The following is an 18,794-nucleotide window of genomic DNA, read 5'->3' as shown; positions in this document are numbered from 1 at the left end:
GTGTCGCCATGCGCGAACAGGATTACGCCGTCAATCACGGCCAGCAGGTCGAGCAGCAGGAGGTCAGCCGCGTCCTGCGTAACACATACGGGTTGCTGGCTATCACCCTCGCTTTCAGCGGCATCATGGCCTACGTGGCGCAGCAGATGCGCGTTGGCTACCCGAACATTTTCGTGGTGCTGATCGGCTTCTACGGCCTGTTCTTCCTCACCAACAAGCTGCGTGACTCGGTCTGGGGCCTGGTGTCCACCTTCGCCCTCACCGGCTTCATGGGCTTCTTGCTCGGCCCGATCCTCAACCGTTACCTGGGCATGGCCGGTGGCGCTGAAGTGGTCAGTTCGGCATTCGCCATGACCGCCCTGGTGTTCGGTGGCCTGTCGGCCTATGTGCTGATCTCGCGCAAGGACATGAGCTTCCTCAGTGGTTTTATCACTGCTGGTTTCTTCGTGCTGCTGGGTGCTGTGGTTGCCAGCTTCTTCTTCCAGATCAGCGGCCTGCAGCTGGCGATCAGCGCCGGTTTCGTGCTGTTCTCGTCGGTGTGCATCCTGTTCCAGACCAGTGCGATCATTCACGGTGGTGAGCGCAACTACATCATGGCGACCATCAGCCTGTATGTATCGATCTACAACCTGTTCGTCAGCCTGCTGCAGCTGTTCGGCCTGATGAGCCGCGATGACTGATCGGAATCATCATTCCTGCTCCTGCTGAAAAACGCCCGATGCTTGTGCTTGCATCGGGCGTTTTGCTTTATGCACTGTACTAGCGATGAGGATGACGGCCAGATTGGTACACCTCAAGAGGTTGCGGCTCCACCCCTATCAACTGCTCAATCCTCTCTTGTACAACCGGTATTGCAACCAGCCCCTCCAAAAAGCTAATCACTTTCTCCTTGCTCCCACTGATCTGATCGATTTGTTGCTCAGCCGCTTCACGATTATCCGCAGATCCATAGAGTGCCTTCGCAGACTCCATGTGCTCGATTGCCATTTCCAGATGCCTGTGGGCGGTGACAGGTTGCCTGGCATCGTTGAAGGCCTTTTCACTTTCCTCCGTATGCGCAAGAGCTTTGTTCCAATGCACATCCGCAATCTCGTCCCCAGATAGCATCCCCTCCGGACTCCCTGAAAGGATTTTTTCGTACCCTGCTATCTGAGCACTTGGGTCCTTCAAGCGATTAACCACTGCAATTTCTTCGGCAATCGATTCGCGCTGCGCACTCGCTCCCGCCGGAACAATGCCACTTGAGGCGTGGGACACGATCTTCATTACTCTGCCAACCTCGATATCAGTAAAAATGACGAGGTAAACCCTACCCTGCGTGACTCAACGCCACTATCGGCAAAGCGCTCCTCGCATGCGGAAACTGAAGGTCCTGCAGGTACGAATTTTCCAGCCGAGTCGAGCAATTCAACTCATCGTGCGCACAAGCAAGCGTTGATGAACAAGATCTGCGCACCTGATCGCCCTGTTGCACTACCCCAAACCCGTGCGGGCCCGTAGAATGCGCTCCTTTTTTCTTCCGGGGCAGCACTCCCATGAGTTCAATCGAGCAAGGACCTGGCGCACCCGCGCAGGCCAATGAACTGGTCCTTGGCCTTGAAGACCGCCCGCGGCCGTTGATTGCCATGTTGGCGGCATTGCAGCATCTGCTTGCGATCATTGTGCCGATCGTCACCCCTGGCCTGCTGATTTGCCAGGCGCTGGGGGTGTCGGCCCGTGATACCAACCTGATCGTGTCGATGTCGCTGGTGATCTCCGGGATCGCTACCTTCGTCCAGTGCCGCCGCTTCGGGCCTTTTGGCGCCGGGCTGTTGATTGTCCAGGGCACCAGCTTCAACTTTGTCGGGCCGTTGATCGCCGGTGGCGCGCTGATGGTCAAGCAAGGCACGCCCGTTGAGGGCGTGATGGCGGCGATTTTCGGGGTGGTGATTGCCGGTTCGTTCGTGGAGATGGGCATTTCGCGCATCCTGCCGTTCGTCAAACGCCTGATCACTCCGCTGGTGACCGGTATCGTCGTGCTGATGATCGGCCTGACCCTGATCAAAGTCGGCCTGATCAGCATGGGCGGCGGCTTTGCGGCGATGGGCAACGGCACCTTCGCCAATGGCGAGAACCTGCTGCTGTCGGGCGTGGTGTTGGCGATCATCGTAATCCTCAACCGTATTCCGGTGGTGTGGATGCGCAGTTGCGCCATCGTCATCGCCCTGGCCGTGGGTTATGCCCTGGCTGGCTACCTGGGCCGCCTGAACTTCACTGGCATGCATGAAGCGGCGTTGTTCCAGGTGCCGGTACCGCTGCATTTCGGCCTGGGTTTTTCCTGGGCGCTGTTTATTCCGATGCTGGTGATCTACCTGGTGACTTCGCTGGAAGCCATTGGTGATGTCACCGCCACCAGTAAAGTCTCACGCCAGCCGGTGGAGGGCCCGCTGTGGATGCAGCGGATCAAGGGCGGCGTGCTGGTGAACGGTGCCAACTCGCTGCTGGCCGGGGTGTTCAATACCTTCCCCAGCTCGATTTTCGCCCAGAACAATGGCGTGATTCAGCTGACCGGGATTGCCAGCCGCCATATCGGTGTGTGGATTGCCGCGATGCTGGTGATCCTTGGCCTGTTCCCGAGCGTGGCCGGGGTGATCCAGGCGGTGCCGGAGCCGGTGCTCGGTGGCGCGGCGATGGTGATGTTCGGTGCGGTGGCGGCTTCGGGGATCAATATCCTCGCCAGCATCAGCCTGGACCGCCGTGCACTGCTGATCATTGCAGTATCGCTGGCCCTGGGCCTGGGAGTGGCGCAGGTGCCGGAGTTCCTCGCGCATATGCCGTCGGCGCTGCGTAATGTGCTGGAGTCGGGGGTGGCGACCGGGGGGATTTGTGCCCTGGTGCTGAACTGGTTCTTGCCGGAGCCTAAAGAAACGGATTGAGGTTGAGGCGGCCCTAATCGCAGCGCCAGGTGTATGCCGCAAGGCTTATTGCGCTCTTGAGATCGAGCGCCGCCCGCGCGGCGCATCGCCGGCAAGGCCGGCTCCCACATTTGTTGCAACGTGCCATGGCCTGTGAGAGCGGCGTTGTCAGCCTTGGTGCAAGGCGAGAGCGCGTGTCGAGAGAGCAAATCTTTCGGCGTGCACTTGACGGCCCACACGTAATCGCCCGCCCCACAAGGAGCGGGCTTTTTGCTTTATCATGCCCGCAGATTTGCTGAAAGAGCCTTCCATGAAGTTCGCCATTGCGGTTTTCTCTCCGGCCCATGCGCCCTCCTCGCGCCGCGCCTTGCGCTTTGCCCAGGCGGCGCTGGCCGGCGGGCATGAGATTGTCCGGCTGTTTTTCTATCAGGACGGTGTGCACAGCGCCTCGGGCAATGTCGTGGCGCCCCAGGATGAGCTGGACCTGCCCGCCGAGTGGCGCGCGTTCGTCAGCGCCGAGCAGCTCGATGCGGTGGTGTGCATCGCCGCCGCCCTGCGTCGCGGTGTGCTCAATGCCGAGGAAGCCCAGCGCTATCAGCGCCCGGCGGTCAATCTGCCGGCGCCCTGGGAGCTGTCCGGGCTTGGCCAGTTGCATGAAGCGGCGCAAGTTGCCGACCGGCTGATGTGCTTTGGAGGCGATTGAGATGGCCAAGTCTTTGCTGATTATCAGCCGCCAGGCACCCTGGGCCGGGCCGTCCGCCCGCGAGGCGCTGGATATCGCCCTGGCCGGCGGTGCTTTCGATTTGCCGTTGGCCATGCTGTTTCTCGATGACGGCGTGTTTCAACTCGCTCCGGGCCAACAACCGGCACAGGTGCAGCAGAAGAACCTTGCGGCCAACTTGCAGGCACTGCCGATGTTTGGTGTCGAGGAGCTGTTCGCCGCCAGCAGCAGCCTGCGCGAGCGCGGGCTTGCCGCCGACACGCTGAGCCTGCCGGTTCAGGTGCTGGATGACGCCGCGCTGTCGGCGTTGATCGACCGTTTCGACCAGGTGGTAACCCTCTGATGAGCACCCTGCACGTGATTTCCCACTCGCCGTTCGGCGACAACCGCCTGAGCAGTTGCCTGCGCCTGCTGGGCCAGGCGGACGGCCTGCTGCTGTGTGGTGATGCGGTGTATGCCCTGCAGCCCGGCAGCGAACCGCTGCGCAGCCTGCAGGCCAGCCAGCTGGACGGGCGCCTGTTCGCCCTGGACGAAGACCTGCAAGCCCGCGCCATTGCCATAAGCGACCTGGGTCAGGCCATCGATTACCCGGCGTTCGTCGAACTGTCGTTGCATTACGACAAGGTCAACAGCTGGCTATGAGCACCCTGACTGTCGGCGAGCGCAGCATCGCCCTGGATAAAGACGGCTACCTGGTTGAGCTCGCTGATTGGTCCGAAGAGGTCGCCAGCGCCCTCGCCGCCCATGAAAACCTCGAGCTGACGGCCGAACACTGGGAAGTGCTGACGTTGTTGCGCGCCTTTTACCAGGAGTTCGAGCTGTCGCCGGCCACCCGCCCACTGATCAAGTACACCGCGCTAAAACTGGGCGCGGACAAAGGCAACAGCTTGCACCTGAACCGCCTGTTCAAGGGCACCCCTGCCAAACTCGCCGCGAAACTTGCGGGCCTGCCAAAGCCGACCAACTGCATATGACCGACCACCGCCCGCTGATCACCGAAACCCCCGCCGAACACCCGTTTGCCCAGTTCGTGCGCATCCTTGGTAAAGGCAAGCGCGGTGCCCGTGGCCTGAGCCGCGAGGAAGCCCGTGAGGCCATGGGCATGCTGCTCGATGGCAAGGTCGAAGAGACCCAACTGGGCGCCTTCCTGATGCTGTTGCGACACAAGGAAGAAAGCCCTGAAGAACTGGCCGGCTTCACCGAAGCCCTGCGCCAGCGCCTGCAAGCGCCGCCGATCGCGGTAGACCTGGACTGGCCGAGCTACGCCGGCAAGAAACGCCACCTGCCCTGGTACCTGCTGGCCGCCAAGTGCCTGGCAGCCAATGGCGTGCGTATCCTGCTGCACGGCGGCGGCGCGCACACGGCCGGGCGCCTGTACAGCGAGCAGGTGCTGGAGGTGCTGAACATTCCTCTGTGCCGGGACTGGAACGCTGTCGCAGAGGCCCTGGACAGCCACAAGCTGGCCTTTGCCCCGCTGCAGGACTGGGCACCGCGCCTGCAACGCATGATCGACCTGCGCAACACCCTGGGCTTGCGCTCACCGATTCATTCCCTGGCCCGGGTGCTCAACCCGCTCAATGCCCGCTGCGGCCTGCAGAGCATCTTCCACCCCGGCTACCAGGCCGTGCACCGCGAGGCCAGCCGCCTGCTCGGCGATACCGCGATCGTGGTCAAGGGCGATGGCGGCGAGATAGAGATCAACCCGGACACCAGCAGCCACCTGTATGGCACCGCTGGCGGCATCGATTGGGATGAAGAATGGCCTGCCCTGGCCGCCCAGCGTCACGTCAAACCGGCGAGCCTTGAACCCGAGCAATTGCTGGCCGTATGGTGCGGTGATGAACACAACAGCTATGGCGAACTGGCCGTGGTGGCGACCATGGCCCTGGCCTTGCGCGGCCTGGGGCACGCCCGTGAAGATGCCTTCGCCCTGGCCCAGCGCTACTGGGACCAACGCAACTGATCGAACAAGCCGATCAAACAGGCCCGGACTTTGCGCTATTCGTTCGAACCCAGCTCCGTACACTGGGTTCTATATCAGAATGAATCGCCAAGGAGCGCAGCATGGGCCTGTTGATCGACGGACGCTGGCATGACCAGTGGTATGCAAGCAGCAAAGACGGCGCCTTCCAGCGCGAAAGCGCACAACGGCGCAACGCCCTGCCCGCAGCCGAACCCGGACGCTACCACCTGTATGTCTCGCTGGCCTGCCCCTGGGCCCACCGCACCCTGATCTTGCGCAAGCTTAAGGGCCTGGAGCAGCTCATCGACGTATCGGTGGTCAGCTGGCTGATGGGCGAGCACGGCTGGACCTTCGACCCAAGCAACGGCTCAAGCGGCGACAAGCTCGACCACTTGGACTTCCTGCACCAGCGCTACACCCGCGACGATCCGCACTACAGCGGCCGGGTCACGGTGCCAGTGCTGTGGGATAAAAAAGAGCAGCGCATCATCAACAACGAGTCGGCAGAGATCATCCGTATCTTCAACTCCGCGTTTGACGGCCTGACCGGCAATCGCCTGGACCTGTATCCAGAACCCTTGCGCAAGCAGATCGAGACGCTTAACGAGCGGATCTATCCGGCAATCAACAATGGTGTATACCGGGCAGGCTTTGCCACCTCGCAGGCGGCTTATGAGCAGGCGTTTGATGAGGTGTTTGCCGAACTGGATCATCTGGAGCGCTTGCTTGGTACCCAGCGGTATCTTGCCGGGGAATACCTGACCGAATCCGACTGGCGCCTGTTCACCACGCTGATTCGCTTCGATGCGGTGTACCACGGGCACTTCAAGTGCAACCTGCGGCGTATTGCCGATTATCCGCACCTGTCCAACTGGCTACGGGAGCTATACCAGTGGCCGGGGATCGCCGAGACGGTGAACTTCGAGCATATCCAGAAGCATTACTACATGAGCCACAAGACCATCAACCCGAACGGGATCGTGCCCAGGGGACCGTGGCAGGATTTTGCGCTGGGGCACGATCGGGAGCGGTTGTTGGGGCGGGGGATTTGGCATAAGGCCGGGGAATAGAGGTGGATTCATCGCGGGGCAAGCCCGCTCCTACAGAGATTGTGTAGGAGCGGGCTTGCCCCGCGATGCGGTTACGACTGCTGGGCGCCTTCGAACCAGGCCAGCTTCTCGCGAAGCTGCACCACTTCACCAACGATCACCAGGGTCGGCGCATGCACTTCATGCTCGGCCACAAGTTTCGGCAAGTCGGCCAAGGTGCCGGTAAACACCCGCTGATTCGGCGTGGTGCCCTGCTGAACCAGCGCCGCCGGGGTATCCGCTGCCCGCCCGTGGCGAATCAGCTCGGCACAGATGGTCGGCAAGCCTACCAGGCCCATGTAGAACACCAGGGTCTGTGCTGGCGCCACCAGGTCATGCCAAGGCAGGTCGCTAGTACCGTCCTTGAGGTGGCCGGTGACGAAACGTACCGACTGGGCGTAGTCACGGTGAGTCAGCGGAATGCCGGCATAGGCCGAGCAACCACTGGCCGCGGTGATCCCCGGCACCACCTGGAACGGAATGCCCTGGGCTGCCAGCTCTTCGATTTCTTCGCCACCACGGCCAAAGATGAACGGATCGCCACCTTTGAGACGCAACACACGCTTGCCCTGACGCGCCAGATCGACCAGTTGCTGGTTGATCTGCGCTTGCGGTACGGCGTGGTCGGCGCGGCGCTTGCCGACGTAGATGCGCTCGGCATCACGCCGGCACAACTCGATGATCGCCGGGGCGACCAGGCGATCGTAGAGCACCACGTCGGCCTGCTGCATCAGGCGCAAGGCGCGGAAGGTCAGCAGGTCCGGGTCACCGGGGCCTGCGCCGACCAGATACACCTCACCCGGCGCCTGGTCGCTGGCACCGTCGATCTTGGCTTGCAGCAGACGCTCGGCTTCGGCGCCCTGCCCGGCCAGTTGCCGCTCGGCGATCGGGCCCTGGAAGACATCTTCCCAGAAGCCGCGACGCTGATTGACGTCCGGGTACAGCGCCTTGACCTTGTGCCGAAAACGCGCACCCAGCCCGGCCAGCTCGCCATAGGCGGCAGGGATCCAGGTTTCAAGCTTGGCCCGGATCAGCCGCGCCAGCACCGGCGCATCGCCGCCGCTGGACACCGCAACCACCAGCGGCGAGCGGTCGACAATAGCCGGGAAGATCACCGAGCACAGCGCCGGTGCATCGACCACATTGACCGGTACGCAGCGATGTTGGGCATCTGCCGAGACCTGGGCGTTGAGCGCCTGGTCGTCGGTGGCGGCAATGATCAGCTGGCAACCGTCGAGGTCGCCAGGCTGGTAACCACGGTCGAGGAGTTCACCACCGCTGTGCCGGGTAAGCTCGGCCAGTTGCGCGTCGATCTCAGGCGCCACTACCCGCAGTACAGCTCCGGCATCGGCCAGCAGACGCGATTTGCGCAGGGCAATCTCGCCTCCGCCGACGATCAGCACACGGCTGCCGCGCAGTTTGTGGAACAGCGGCAGGAATTCCATTTAACCGATGACCTCCAGGCCACCCATGTACGGCTTGAGCACGTCCGGCACGCGGATCGAACCGTCGGCCTGCTGGTAATTCTCCAGCACCGCCACCAGGGTACGGCCCACAGCAAGACCGGAACCGTTGAGGGTGTGCACCAGCTCCGGCTTGCCGGTTTCCGGGTTGCGCCAGCGCGCCTGCATGCGGCGGGCCTGGAAATCGCCACAGTTGGAGCACGAGGAGATTTCGCGGTACTTGTCCTGGCTCGGCACCCAGACTTCCAGGTCATAGGTTTTCACCGCACTGAAGCCCATGTCGCCGGTGCATAGCGCCAGTACCCGGTACGGCAGCTCCAGGGCTTGCAGTACGCGCTCGGCGTTGGCGGTCAGGCCTTCGAGGGCTTCCATCGATTTGTCCGGCTCGACGATCTGCACCATCTCGACCTTGTCGAACTGGTGCTGGCGGATCATGCCGCGGGTGTCGCGGCCCGAGGCACCGGCTTCACTACGGAAGCACGGGGTGTGGGCGACGAACTTGATCGGCAGCTGTTTGGCATCGAGGATTTCGCCGGCAACGATGTTGGTCAGCGACACTTCGGCGGTCGGGATCAGGTAGAAGTCGGCCTCGCCGTCACGGCTGATCTTGAACAGGTCTTCCTCGAACTTGGGCAACTGGCCGGTGCCTTGCAGCGCCGGGGCCTGGACCAGATACGGGGTGTAGGCTTCTTCGTAGCCGTGCTCGCTGGTGTGCAGGTTGATCATGAACTGCGCCAGGGCGCGGTGCAGGCGTGCGATCGGGCCGCGCAGCAGGGCGAAACGGGCACCCGACAGCTTGGCGGCGGTTTCGAAGTCCAGGCCGCCGCTCAGCTCGCCAAGGGCGACATGGTCCTTGATCTCGAAGTCGAAGGTCGGCAGGGTGCCCCAGCGGCGCACTTCAACGTTGTGGTCTTCATCGGCACCGACCGGAACGCTAGCGTCCGGCAGGTTGGGGATGGTCAGCAGGATCGCATCCAGCTCGGCCTGGATGCCGTCCAGCTCGACCTTGCCTGCGGCCAGCTCGCCCGCCATGCGCTCGACGTCGGCCATCAGCGGGGCGATGTCTTCGCCCTTTGCCTTGGCCTGGCCGATGGATTTGGAACGGGCGTTACGCTCGGCTTGCAGTTGTTCGGTACGGGTCTGCACCACCTTGCGGCGTTCTTCCAGTGCCTCGATGCGCGCGACATCCAGGCTGAAGCCACGGGAGGCCAGGCGGTCCGCCACTTCCTGAAGTTGGCCGCGTAACAGTTTGGAATCGAGCATATCGTTCTCTCGTTGGTTCAGAATTTGGTCAAAGACAGGCCAGCCCAGGTTGCGAGCAGCCCGCCAAATACGCTGGCTCCGGCATACCCGAAGGCCAGCGGCGCCTGCCCGCTTTCGAGCAGACGCACGGTATCCAGTGAAAAGGATGAAAAGGTTGTCAGACCGCCGAGAAAGCCGACGATCAGGCCCGCGCGCAGCTCGACCGGCACCAGCGGGCGATGCAAAAACAGCCCGTAGAGCAAGCCGATCAGCAGGCAGCCAATCAGATTGACCGCCAGCGTACCGAGATAGAAGTGGCGTGGCCAGTGGGCATTGACCCAATTGACGGTGGCAAAGCGCAGCAAGGTGCCGGCGATGCCCCCGGCGCTGACTGCGGCGATCACGGCAATCATGGTTTTCTGCGCTGCCGCGGGCTGTTGCGGTCGAGTTCGGCCAGGTGCTTGAGCTTCTCGCCGATCTTCAGCTCCAGGCCGCGCGGCACCGGCTGATAATAGTGGCGCGGCGCAAGGTTATCGGGGAAGTAGTCTTCGCCCGCAGCATAGGCATCCGGCTCGTCGTGGGCGTAACGGTACTCGTCGCCATAGCCCAGTTGCTTCATCAACTTGGTCGGGGCGTTGCGCAGGTGCAGCGGCACTTCCAGCGAACCGTGCTCGCCAGCCTCGCGCAGAGCGGTCTTGAAGCCCATGTACACCGCGTTGCTCTTCGGCGCGCAGGCAAGATAGGTAATGGCCTGGGCCACCGCCAGCTCGCCTTCGGGGCTGCCCAGGCGCTCCTGCACGTCCCAGGCCGCCAGGCACAGGCTCAGGGCGCGGGGGTCGGCGTTGCCGATGTCTTCGCTGGCCATGCGCACCACACGGCGGGCAATGTACAGTGGGTCGCAGCCGCCATCGAGCATCCGCGCGAACCAGTACAAGGCGCCATCGGGATTGGAGCCACGTACCGACTTGTGCAGCGCCGATATCTGGTCGTAGAAGGCTTCGCCGCCCTTGTCGAAACGCCGGCGACTGTCGCCGAGCAGGCTCTGCAGCAGCTCGACGCCGATTTCACCGCCGTCTTCGGCAAGGTCCGAAGCGTTCTCAAGGAAGTTGAGCATGCGCCGGCCATCACCGTCAGCGGCGGCCATGAGCATCCCGAAAGCTTCGTCGCCAACCCGCAGCTGGCGCTTGCCCAAACCACGCTCTTCGCTCAGGGCGCGGTTGACCAGCTTGCGCAGCGCAGCCTCATCGAGGCTTTTCAGCACATAGACCCGCGCCCGCGACAACAGCGCGTTGTTCAGCTCGAACGAGGGGTTCTCGGTGGTGGCGCCGATGAAGATCAGCGTGCCGTCTTCTACATACGGCAGGAAGGCGTCCTGCTGGGACTTGTTGAAACGGTGCACCTCATCGACGAAGAGAATGGTGCGCCGCCCGTACTGCCCGGCCTGCTGCTTGGCGATGTCCACCGCGTGGCGGATTTCCTTGACCCCGGCCAACACCGCCGAGACGGTCTCGAAGTGGGCGTCGCAGAATTGCGCCAGCAGCCGCGCCAGGGTGGTCTTGCCAACCCCGGGCGGGCCCCAGAAGATCATCGAATGCAGGGCGCCCGCTTCCAGTGCTTCGCGCAGCGGTTTGCCGCGGGCCAGCAGGTGCTCCTGGCCGACGTACTCGTCCAGGTTGGCCGGGCGCAGGCGCGCGGCCAGGGGCTGGGCTACGGGGTCGCTACGAAACAGGTCCATGGGCGGCGCTACTACCTCTTACTCGGAGATGACATCCGCACCCTTGGGGATGTCGAACTTGAATTTGCTCGCCGGGATATTTTCATTGGCCTTGACCCCGGTGAACAGGATGTTGGTGCGCTGGCCAACGCTGTCGATCAGTTGCATGTCATTGACCAGGCCACGACGGAACGACAGGCGCAGCGAGTCGAACAGGGTGTCCTTGGTTTTCGGCTTGAGCACGAAATCCATGACCTCGCCCTGCTCCTTGGAGGTGATGTCGAAGCTCTGGCTAATCTTCGAGACATCACCGGACAGCAGCAGTGCCGGGGTTTCGGTCAGGCGCTGGTCAAGTTTCTTGATCGTAGCCTGTTCCAGGTCCGGGTCCCACAGGGTGACGTTCTTGCCGTCCGACACCACCACCTGCTCCTGTGGCGCATCGGTGTGCCAGTAGAACAGGCCCGGGCGCTGCACGGCCATCTGCCCGGTGGTTTCCTGCAGCTGGGTGCCGGTGCCATCAAGGGTCAGTTGGGAGAAATTGGCGCTGATGGTCCTGGACTTGTCCAGCAACTGGGTCAGGCGTGCCGCATCGGCATCGGCAGCAATTGCCGAAGCGCTGGACAGGGCCATAGCGGAAACCAACAGCATGCGAATCAGGCGCATGGAAATCCTCGTTGCAGTATGAAGGGGCCGGCGGCCGTCACTGGCCGCCAGCAGGTTGAGTCATTAGTCGCGGGACGGCCCAGGAGCAAGCACTTCGCGTGAACCGTTGGTGTTCATGGCGGTGACCACACCGGCCATTTCCATCGCCTCGATCATCCGCGCGGCGCGGTTGTAGCCGATCTTCAGCTTGCGCTGCACGGCGGAGATGGAGGCACGACGGCTTTCCAGCACGAATTGTACGGCTTCGTCGTACAGCGCGTCGGTTTCGGCATCGTCGCCGTCCCCGCCGCCACTGCCGCCGTCAAAGCCGCTGCCAGCCTCTTCGACGCCACTGAGGATGTCGTCGTTGTAGTCCGGCGCACCACGTAGCTTCCAGGCCTCGACCACGCGATGGACTTCCTCGTCGGAAACAAAAGCACCATGCACGCGAATCGGCAGGCTGGTACCCGGCGGCATGTAGAGCATGTCACCGTGACCAAGCAACTGTTCGGCGCCGCCCTGGTCGATGATGGTTCGCGAGTCGATCTTGCTCGAGACCTGGAAGGCCATCCGCGTCGGGATGTTGGCCTTGATCAGGCCGGTGATCACGTCCACCGACGGCCGCTGGGTCGCAAGAATCAGGTGGATACCGGCAGCACGGGCCTTCTGCGCGATGCGGGCGATCAGCTCTTCGACCTTCTTGCCGACGATCATCATCATGTCGGCGAATTCGTCGACCACCACCACGATGGTTGGCAGGGTTTTCAGCAGCGGCGGCACGTCATCCATGCTTTCGCGCTTGAACATCGGGTCATAGATCGGCTCGCCGGCTTCCTCGGCGTCCTTGACCTTGCGGTTGAAGCCGGCCAGGTTACGCACGCCCATGGCCGCCATCAGTTTATAGCGCCGCTCCATCTCGGCCACGCTCCAGCGCAGGGCGTTGGCGGCGTCCTTCATGTCGGTGACCACCGGGCAGAGCAGGTGCGGAATGCCTTCGTAGATCGACAGCTCGAGCATTTTCGGGTCGATCATGATCAGCTTGGCGTCTTCAGGGCCGGACTTGAACAGGATCGACAGGATCATCGCGTTGACGCCCACCGACTTACCGGAACCGGTGGTACCGGCCACCAGCAGGTGCGGCATCTTCGCAAGGTCGGTGATGACCGGCTTGCCGCCAATGTCATGACCCAGGGCCATGGTCACCGGCGACTTGGCTTCATCGTATTGCGGCGACGACAGCACCTCGGAGAAACGCACGATCTGCCGGTCTTCGTTGGGAATCTCGATACCGACGGTGGTCTTGCCGGGGATCACTTCAACCACCCGCACGCTGGTCACCGCCAGCGAGCGGGCGAGGTCCTTGGCCAGGTTGGAGATGCGGCTGACTTTCACGCCAGCGGCCGGCTGGATTTCATAACGGGTGATCACCGGGCCCGGGTGGATCGAGTCCACCGAGACTTCGACGCCGAACTCCTTGAGCTTGATTTCCAGCAGGTGACCGACACCGGCCAGGGATTCTGGCGAATAGTTGACCTGCTTCTTCTCGGCAGGATCAAGGATCGAGATCGGCGGCAAGGTGCCTTCGATGGCGCTGTCAACGAACAGCGGCGTCTGTTTTTCCTTCTGCACGCGCTTGCTCGGTTCCGGCGCCTTGACCGGGGCAGGCATGATCACCGGCGCCGGCTGCTGGACGCGTTCGGCCACATGTTTGCTCAGGGCCTGGTCGCGCTCGATGATGCGCTCCTTGGCCTTGGCCTGTTCGCGACGATCCGGCGCTACCGGGGCGACCACGTCGTGAACCTGGTCATCGACCTCACGCAACTGCGCCACCAGGCGCTTGCGCTCGTTGCGCGCCTCCCACCAGCGGTTGGCGGCGCCCTGGAACAGTTCGAACAGGTCGAGGGTAATCTTGCCGGTGATGTCCATGACCTTGAACCACGACAGGTCGGTGAACACGGTCAGACCAAACAGGAACAGAGAGATGAACATCAGGGTGCTGCCCTGCACGTTCAGGGCGTTCTTGGCCAGGTCGCCGAGGCTTTCACCCAGTGCGCCACCGGCCGATGCCGGCAGGCTGGCAGCGGAATGGAAATGGATATGCGCCAGCGCCGCGCCCGACAGCACCAGGAATACCAGGCCAATCAGGCGCCAGGAGAACAGCCAGCCGCTCCACTGCCACGGCTGATGGCGTTCGCGGAAGATCTGCCAGGTCTTGATCGCCAGCAGCAACGGGAAGATATAGGCGAAGTAGCCCAAGACCATGAACAGGATGTCGGCGAAGTAGGCACCGGCACGGCCAGCGGCGTTCTGCACTTGCTCGACGTTGCTGGTGTGGCTGAACCCCGGGTCGGCCTGATCATAGGTCAGCAAGGCCATCCACAGGTACAGGCACAGCGCGCCCACGGCGATCAGTGCACCTTCCTTGAGCCGATAGTGCAGCTGCTGACGCCAGAGCGGCACGGGCAAGGGACTGGGTGTTGCGGTGGATTTCTTCAAAACGCGTCTATTCCTGCGCTCGTTGCGCGTCCAACAGTGATTGACCCAACTGAACAGTCAACAAACCACTACTTTTAACATTACTGCCCGCCTACCGCTATGACGGTACGCCAGAAGGCAGCGTAAACGGGGGCCAATTTCCTATACAGCAATTTGAGCACGCATTTTCTTTTGTGACAAAGGCTTATGCGCTGTTTTTGTACAAGTGTGACAACAAAGGCCCCCGCAAGTTGCCTGTAGGAGCGGGCTTGCCCCGCGATTGCAGGTTGCCAGGCACACCGCATCGCGGGGCAAGCCCGCTCCCACTTGCCCAGCGGTGAGCTTTCGAGCAATGCTGGGCGCCCTCCCCTCCTCTCCCATTGGACCACGATGCTGACCTGGCTGAGCCGCGACTCCCTGACCTTCCCACCGCTGGACAAAGCCCTGCGCGATCCCAACGGCCTGCTCGCCGCCGGTGGCGACCTGAGCGCCGAGCGCCTGGTACAGGCCTATCGTCATGGCTGCTTCCCCTGGTACCAGGACGGTCAGCCGATTCTCTGGTGGTCGCCCGACCCACGCACGGTGATGTTTCCCGACGAATTGCACGTGTCGCGTTCGCTGCGCAAATTCATCCGCCAAGGTCACTACCAGGTCAGTTTCGATCAGGACTTCGCCGCCGTCATCCAGGCCTGCGCCGCACCCCGCGACTACGCCGATGGCACCTGGATTACCGACAGCATGCAAGCGGCCTACCTCACCCTGCACCAGCAGGGCTTTGCCCATTCGGTCGAGGTGCGCCAGGGCGGCGAGCTGGTGGGCGGTCTGTACGGCCTGGCCATGGGCCGGTTGTTCTTTGGCGAGTCGATGTTCAGCCGTGCCGACAATGCCTCCAAGGTTGGTTTCGTAACCCTGGTCGAACACCTGCGACAGGCGGGCTTTGTCCTGATTGATTGCCAGATGCCGACCGACCACCTGCACAGCCTCGGCGCCCGAGCTATAAGCCGGGCCACCTTTGCCGACTACCTGCAGCGCTACCTCGATCAGCCCAACAGCGCCAGTTGGGTTTGCTAGGCGAGTTTTTCCAGCTGGCATACACTTAAAACTAAAGCACCTCCCGAGGGGTTGATCATGACAGAGTTGGCGCGGTTGAAGTTTTATGCCACTCAACCCCATTCCTGCAGCTACCTGCCTGACGAGCAAGCCACCACGCTGTTTCTCGATCCGAGCCAGCCGATGGATGTCAATGTCTACGCAGACCTGTCGGAAATGGGTTTCCGGCGCAGTGGCGACCACCTGTATCGCCCGCACTGCCAGAACTGCAATGCCTGCGTGCCGGCGCGAATTCCGGCCGCGCGCTTTCTGCCCAACCGCCAGCAAAAGCGCATTATTAAGCGTAACGCCGACCTGACGGTCAGTGCTGCCCGCCCGGCATTCAAAGAAGAGTACTTCGAGCTGTACCGGCGCTATATCGAGCAACGCCATGCCGACGGTGATATGTATCCGCCCAGCCGTGACCAGTTTTCCACGTTCCTGGTCCGCGACCTGCCCTTTTCGCGCTTCTACGAGTTCCGCCTGGACGGCCGCCTGCTCGCGGTGGCGGTCACCGACCTGCTGCCCAACGGCCTGTCGGCGGTCTACACCTTCTACGAGCCGGACGAAGAACGGCGCAGCCTCGGCCGCTTCGCAATCCTCTGGCAGATTACCGAAGCCCTGCGCCTGGAGCTGGACGCGGTCTACCTTGGCTACTGGATCAAAAACTGCAAAAAGATGAACTACAAGACCCAGTACCGCCCCATCGAGCTGCTGATCAACCAACGCTGGGTGACGTTGAACTGAAATCATTGGCTTGAGGTCCATTTTTCGGGCACAATGCACGCCACTTTTTTTGCCTGGCGCAGTTGTGCACCGGGCCATTAACTGGACACCGAGGGCTTTACTGCATGTCGAAAGAAGACAGCTTCGAAATGGAAGGCACTGTCGTCGACACCCTGCCCAACACCATGTTCCGTGTGGAGTTGGAAAATGGGCACGTCGTTACCGCGCACATCTCCGGAAAGATGCGCAAGAACTACATTCGTATCCTGACCGGTGACAAGGTCCGCGTCGAACTGACGCCTTACGACCTGAGCAAAGGGCGCATTACCTACCGCGCCCGCTAAGCGACACCAACAAAAACGCCCGGCTAACTGCCGGGCGTTTTTGTTGGTCCTTGAAAAGCATCGCTGGCAAGCCAGCTCCCACGGGGACTGTGTGGGAGCTGGCTTGCCAGCGATGGGCTGCATAGCAGCCCCGGCCTGCTTTACGCCATCTCGGCCGTGGTCTCGAAGTCGAACACCAGTTCGCCATCGCGCATGTCGATGTGCACCACGCCGCCATGCTCGGCCAACTCTCCGAACAGGATCTCTTCGGCCAGAGGCCGCTTGATCTTGTCCTGAATCAACCGCGCCATCGGCCGTGCGCCCATCTGCGCATCGTAGCCACCGGCCGCCAGCCAGCCGCGCGCCGCATCGCTCACCTCAAGCAACACGCGCTTGTCTTCCAGCTGCGCCTGCAGTTCGATGAGGAACTTGTCCACCACGCTCTTGATCGTCTCGTGGCTGAGGCGGCCAAACTGGATGATGGTGTCCAGGCGGTTGCGGAACTCCGGCGTGAAGCTCTTCTTGATCACTTCCATGGCGTCGGAGGAGTGATCCTGATGGGTAAAGCCGATAGAGGCCCGCGCAGCAGTTTCAGCACCGGCATTGGTAGTCATGATGACGATGACGTTACGGAAGTCCGCCTTGCGCCCGTTGTTATCGGTCAGGGTGCCGTGGTCCATCACCTGCAACAGCAGGTTGAAGACTTCCGGGTGGGCCTTCTCGATTTCATCGAGCAGCAACACGCAGTGTGGCTGTTTGGTGATGGCCTCGGTGAGCAAGCCGCCCTGGTCGAAACCGACATAGCCCGGAGGCGCGCCGATCAGCCGCGAAACGGTATGCCGCTCCATGTACTCGGACATGTCGAAACGTACCAGCTCAACACCCAGGGCCTTGGCCAACTGCCGCGCCGCTTCGGTCTTGCCGACACCAGTAGGGCCGGCAAACAGGAACGAACCCACCGGTTTGTCCGGCGCCTTGAGGCCGGCACGGGACAGCTTGATGGCGGTGGCCAGCGAATCGATCGCCGCATCCTGGCCGAACACCGTGAGCTTGAGGTCGCGTTCCAGGTTACGCAGCAGCTCCTTGTCGGAACTGGTGACGTGTTTTGGCGGAATTCGCGCGATCTTGGCGACGATGTCCTCGACTTGCGGCACGTCGATGCGCTTCACGCGCATCGCCTCCGGTTGCAGGCGCTGGTAGGCGCCCGCCTCGTCGATCACATCGATGGCCTTGTCGGGCATGTGCCGGTCGTTGATGTAGCGCGCGGCAAGTTCAGCGGCAGCGCGCAGGGCCTCATCGCTGTACTCGATGTTGTGATGGCTCTCGAAACGGCCCTTGAGCCCGCGCAGGATGCCCACGGTGTCTTCCACCGACGGCTCGCTGACATCGACTTTCTGGAAACGCCGCGCCAGGGCCCGGTCTTTCTCGAAGATGCCACGAAACTCCTGGAAGGTGGTCGAGCCGATGCAACGAATATCACCCGACGACAGCAGCGGCTTGAGCAGATTGGAGGCATCCATGACCCCGCCGGAGGCCGCACCGGCACCAATGATGGTGTGGATCTCGTCGATGAACAGGATCGCCTGCGGGCGTTTGCGCAGCTCGCCAAGCAGCGCCTTGAAGCGCTTCTCGAAATCGCCGCGGTACTTGGTACCGGCCAGCAAGGCGCCCAGATCCAGCGAGTAGACCACGCTTTGCGCCAGCAAATCCGGCACCTGGCCGTCGACGATGCGTTTGGCCAGGCCTTCGGCGATAGCGGTTTTACCGACACCGGCCTCACCGACCAGCAGCGGGTTGTTCTTGCGTCGACGGGCGAGAATCTGCGCCACGCGCTCGACTTCGAGCTCACGACCGACCAGTGGGTCGATGCGCCCTTGCCGCGCCTGCTCGTTAAGATTGCTGGCATAGGCATCCAGGGGGTTGCCCGAGGAAGAGGTTTCGCCGCCTTCCTCGTCCTGCATATCCTGCTCGCCTTCGGAGTGCTCACCATGGCCAGGCACCTTGGAGATACCATGGGCGATGTAATTGACCACGTCGATGCGGGCCACGCTCTGCTGTTTAAGCAGGAACACGGCCTGGCTTTCCTGTTCGCTGAAAATCGCTACCAGCACATTGGCGCCGGTAACTTCACGCTTGCCCGAGCTCTGGACATGAAAGACTGCGCGCTGCAACACCCGCTGGAAGCCCAGGGTTGGCTGGGTTTCACGGTCCTCGTCATGGACGGGGATCAACGGCGTGGTGGAGTCGATAAACTCCTGCAGGTCGTGTTTGAGTTTGTCGAGGTTCGCGCCGCAGGCACGCAAAACGGTCGCGGCGGCCTCATTATCCAATAGTGCCAGCAGCAGGTGCTCGACGGTCATGAACTCATGACGCTTCGAGCGTGCCTCCTTGAAGGCCAGATTGAGGGTGACTTCGAGCTCGCGGTTTAACATAGCTTCACCTCATACCCAAGTG

Annotated in this window: 19 protein-coding genes; 11 read left to right on the top strand and 8 right to left on the bottom strand. The window is 62.2% G+C overall.

Annotated features, from left to right (window positions below):
• Positions 1–8 precede the first annotated feature (8 nt).
• Positions 9–680: a Bax inhibitor-1/YccA family protein gene (locus tag M5G17_RS00580; RefSeq protein ID WP_273891098.1), complete on the top strand. Its 672-nt coding sequence runs from the start codon at positions 9–11 to the stop codon at positions 678–680.
• A 79-nt stretch (positions 681–759) separates the two neighbouring features.
• Here M5G17_RS00580 and M5G17_RS00575 read toward each other — a convergent pair whose 3' ends face one another.
• A complete protein-coding gene (locus M5G17_RS00575; protein WP_273891097.1) occupies positions 760–1,266 on the bottom strand; it encodes a hypothetical protein in 507 nt (168 codons plus the stop codon).
• Positions 1,267–1,535: 269 nt separating this feature from the next.
• Here M5G17_RS00575 and M5G17_RS00570 point away from each other — a divergent pair, with 269 nt between their 5' ends.
• The 7 genes from M5G17_RS00570 (at position 1,536) to M5G17_RS00540 (ending at position 6,648) form a co-directional block, all read left to right on the top strand.
• Positions 1,536–2,915 (top strand): nucleobase:cation symporter-2 family protein, encoded by a 1,380-nt coding sequence (locus tag M5G17_RS00570; protein ID WP_273891096.1) that lies wholly within the window; start codon positions 1,536–1,538, stop codon positions 2,913–2,915.
• A gap of 289 nt (positions 2,916–3,204) precedes the next feature.
• Positions 3,205–3,597, top strand: coding sequence for a sulfurtransferase complex subunit TusD (tusD, locus tag M5G17_RS00565; protein ID WP_273891095.1), 393 nt, complete (start codon positions 3,205–3,207; stop codon positions 3,595–3,597).
• A gap of 1 nt (position 3,598) precedes the next feature.
• Entirely contained in the window at positions 3,599–3,958 is a 360-nt protein-coding gene (gene tusC / locus M5G17_RS00560; protein WP_273891094.1) for a sulfurtransferase complex subunit TusC, read from the top strand.
• Positions 3,958–4,257, top strand: coding sequence for a sulfurtransferase complex subunit TusB (gene tusB, locus M5G17_RS00555; protein WP_273891093.1), 300 nt, complete (start codon positions 3,958–3,960; stop codon positions 4,255–4,257). Before tusC ends, tusB begins: the two co-directional genes overlap by 1 nt.
• On the top strand, positions 4,254–4,589 hold the full coding sequence (locus tag M5G17_RS00550) for a TusE/DsrC/DsvC family sulfur relay protein (RefSeq protein WP_273891092.1): 336 nt from the start codon (positions 4,254–4,256) through the stop codon (positions 4,587–4,589). The genes tusB and M5G17_RS00550 overlap by 4 nt, the downstream gene beginning before the upstream one ends.
• The gene (locus M5G17_RS00545; protein WP_273891091.1) at positions 4,586–5,578 is read left to right on the top strand and encodes a glycosyl transferase family protein; all 993 of its coding nucleotides are present in this window, start codon (positions 4,586–4,588) and stop codon (positions 5,576–5,578) included. The genes M5G17_RS00550 and M5G17_RS00545 overlap by 4 nt, the downstream gene beginning before the upstream one ends.
• Before the next feature lie 101 nt (positions 5,579–5,679).
• On the top strand, positions 5,680–6,648 hold the full coding sequence (locus M5G17_RS00540; RefSeq protein ID WP_273891090.1) for a glutathione S-transferase family protein: 969 nt from the start codon (positions 5,680–5,682) through the stop codon (positions 6,646–6,648).
• 71 nt (positions 6,649–6,719) lie between these two features.
• Here M5G17_RS00540 and cysG read toward each other — a convergent pair whose 3' ends face one another.
• The 6 genes from cysG to ftsK all read right to left on the bottom strand — a co-directional run bounded on the left by cysG (position 6,720) and on the right by ftsK (position 14,223).
• Positions 6,720–8,111: a siroheme synthase CysG gene (gene cysG / locus M5G17_RS00535; RefSeq protein WP_273891089.1), complete on the bottom strand. Its 1,392-nt coding sequence runs from the start codon at positions 8,109–8,111 to the stop codon at positions 6,720–6,722.
• The gene (gene serS / locus M5G17_RS00530) at positions 8,112–9,392 is read right to left on the bottom strand and encodes a serine--tRNA ligase (RefSeq protein ID WP_273891088.1); all 1,281 of its coding nucleotides are present in this window, start codon (positions 9,390–9,392) and stop codon (positions 8,112–8,114) included.
• 17 nt (positions 9,393–9,409) lie between these two features.
• Complete coding sequence (gene crcB / locus M5G17_RS00525) at positions 9,410–9,784, bottom strand: fluoride efflux transporter CrcB (RefSeq protein ID WP_273891087.1); 375 nt, start codon at positions 9,782–9,784, stop codon at positions 9,410–9,412.
• Positions 9,781–11,106, bottom strand: coding sequence for a replication-associated recombination protein A (locus M5G17_RS00520; RefSeq protein ID WP_273891086.1), 1,326 nt, complete (start codon positions 11,104–11,106; stop codon positions 9,781–9,783). The genes crcB and M5G17_RS00520 overlap by 4 nt, the downstream gene beginning before the upstream one ends.
• Before the next feature lie 18 nt (positions 11,107–11,124).
• The gene (gene lolA / locus M5G17_RS00515) at positions 11,125–11,748 is read right to left on the bottom strand and encodes an outer membrane lipoprotein periplasmic chaperone LolA (RefSeq protein WP_273891085.1); all 624 of its coding nucleotides are present in this window, start codon (positions 11,746–11,748) and stop codon (positions 11,125–11,127) included.
• Between the two features lie 63 nt (positions 11,749–11,811).
• Positions 11,812–14,223 (bottom strand): DNA translocase FtsK, encoded by a 2,412-nt coding sequence (gene ftsK, locus M5G17_RS00510; protein ID WP_273891084.1) that lies wholly within the window; start codon positions 14,221–14,223, stop codon positions 11,812–11,814.
• A 369-nt stretch (positions 14,224–14,592) separates the two neighbouring features.
• Between ftsK and aat the strand changes: the two genes are divergently transcribed.
• The 3 genes from aat to infA all read left to right on the top strand — a co-directional run bounded on the left by aat (position 14,593) and on the right by infA (position 16,361).
• Entirely contained in the window at positions 14,593–15,273 is a 681-nt protein-coding gene (gene aat, locus M5G17_RS00505) for a leucyl/phenylalanyl-tRNA--protein transferase (protein WP_273891083.1), read from the top strand.
• 57 nt (positions 15,274–15,330) lie between these two features.
• Positions 15,331–16,038, top strand: coding sequence for an arginyltransferase (locus M5G17_RS00500; RefSeq protein WP_273891082.1), 708 nt, complete (start codon positions 15,331–15,333; stop codon positions 16,036–16,038).
• Positions 16,039–16,142: 104 nt separating this feature from the next.
• Positions 16,143–16,361: a translation initiation factor IF-1 gene (gene infA, locus M5G17_RS00495; protein ID WP_002553999.1), complete on the top strand. Its 219-nt coding sequence runs from the start codon at positions 16,143–16,145 to the stop codon at positions 16,359–16,361.
• 140 nt (positions 16,362–16,501) lie between these two features.
• On the opposite strand, the gene clpA is transcribed toward infA, so the two are convergent.
• Positions 16,502–18,772, bottom strand: coding sequence for an ATP-dependent Clp protease ATP-binding subunit ClpA (gene clpA, locus M5G17_RS00490; protein WP_273891081.1), 2,271 nt, complete (start codon positions 18,770–18,772; stop codon positions 16,502–16,504).
• Positions 18,773–18,794: the final 22 nt, after the last annotated feature.

The sequence above is a fragment of the Pseudomonas rubra genome, assembly GCF_028656935.1.
GTDB lineage: Bacteria > Pseudomonadota > Gammaproteobacteria > Pseudomonadales > Pseudomonadaceae > Aquipseudomonas > Aquipseudomonas rubra.
This window is presented reverse-complemented; position numbering and strand designations above follow the sequence as displayed.

What these genes read in the sequence shown, in the direction of transcription:
- M5G17_RS00580 (WP_273891098.1), top strand. Translation starts at nt 9, where the DNA reads ATGCGCGAACAGGATTACGCCGTCAATCACGGCCAGCAGGTCGAGCAG.
- M5G17_RS00575 (WP_273891097.1), bottom strand. Translation starts at nt 1,266, where the DNA reads ATGAAGATCGTGTCCCACGCCTCAAGTGGCATTGTTCCGGCGGGAGCG.
- M5G17_RS00570 (WP_273891096.1), top strand. Translation starts at nt 1,536, where the DNA reads ATGAGTTCAATCGAGCAAGGACCTGGCGCACCCGCGCAGGCCAATGAA.
- tusD (WP_273891095.1), top strand. Translation starts at nt 3,205, where the DNA reads ATGAAGTTCGCCATTGCGGTTTTCTCTCCGGCCCATGCGCCCTCCTCG.
- tusC (WP_273891094.1), top strand. Translation starts at nt 3,599, where the DNA reads ATGGCCAAGTCTTTGCTGATTATCAGCCGCCAGGCACCCTGGGCCGGG.
- tusB (WP_273891093.1), top strand. Translation starts at nt 3,958, where the DNA reads ATGAGCACCCTGCACGTGATTTCCCACTCGCCGTTCGGCGACAACCGC.
- M5G17_RS00550 (WP_273891092.1), top strand. Translation starts at nt 4,254, where the DNA reads ATGAGCACCCTGACTGTCGGCGAGCGCAGCATCGCCCTGGATAAAGAC.
- M5G17_RS00545 (WP_273891091.1), top strand. Translation starts at nt 4,586, where the DNA reads ATGACCGACCACCGCCCGCTGATCACCGAAACCCCCGCCGAACACCCG.
- M5G17_RS00540 (WP_273891090.1), top strand. Translation starts at nt 5,680, where the DNA reads ATGGGCCTGTTGATCGACGGACGCTGGCATGACCAGTGGTATGCAAGC.
- cysG (WP_273891089.1), bottom strand. Translation starts at nt 8,111, where the DNA reads ATGGAATTCCTGCCGCTGTTCCACAAACTGCGCGGCAGCCGTGTGCTG.
- serS (WP_273891088.1), bottom strand. Translation starts at nt 9,392, where the DNA reads ATGCTCGATTCCAAACTGTTACGCGGCCAACTTCAGGAAGTGGCGGAC.
- crcB (WP_273891087.1), bottom strand. Translation starts at nt 9,784, where the DNA reads ATGATTGCCGTGATCGCCGCAGTCAGCGCCGGGGGCATCGCCGGCACC.
- M5G17_RS00520 (WP_273891086.1), bottom strand. Translation starts at nt 11,106, where the DNA reads ATGGACCTGTTTCGTAGCGACCCCGTAGCCCAGCCCCTGGCCGCGCGC.
- lolA (WP_273891085.1), bottom strand. Translation starts at nt 11,748, where the DNA reads ATGCGCCTGATTCGCATGCTGTTGGTTTCCGCTATGGCCCTGTCCAGC.
- aat (WP_273891083.1), top strand. Translation starts at nt 14,593, where the DNA reads ATGCTGACCTGGCTGAGCCGCGACTCCCTGACCTTCCCACCGCTGGAC.
- M5G17_RS00500 (WP_273891082.1), top strand. Translation starts at nt 15,331, where the DNA reads ATGACAGAGTTGGCGCGGTTGAAGTTTTATGCCACTCAACCCCATTCC.
- infA (WP_002553999.1), top strand. Translation starts at nt 16,143, where the DNA reads ATGTCGAAAGAAGACAGCTTCGAAATGGAAGGCACTGTCGTCGACACC.
- clpA (WP_273891081.1), bottom strand. Translation starts at nt 18,772, where the DNA reads ATGTTAAACCGCGAGCTCGAAGTCACCCTCAATCTGGCCTTCAAGGAG.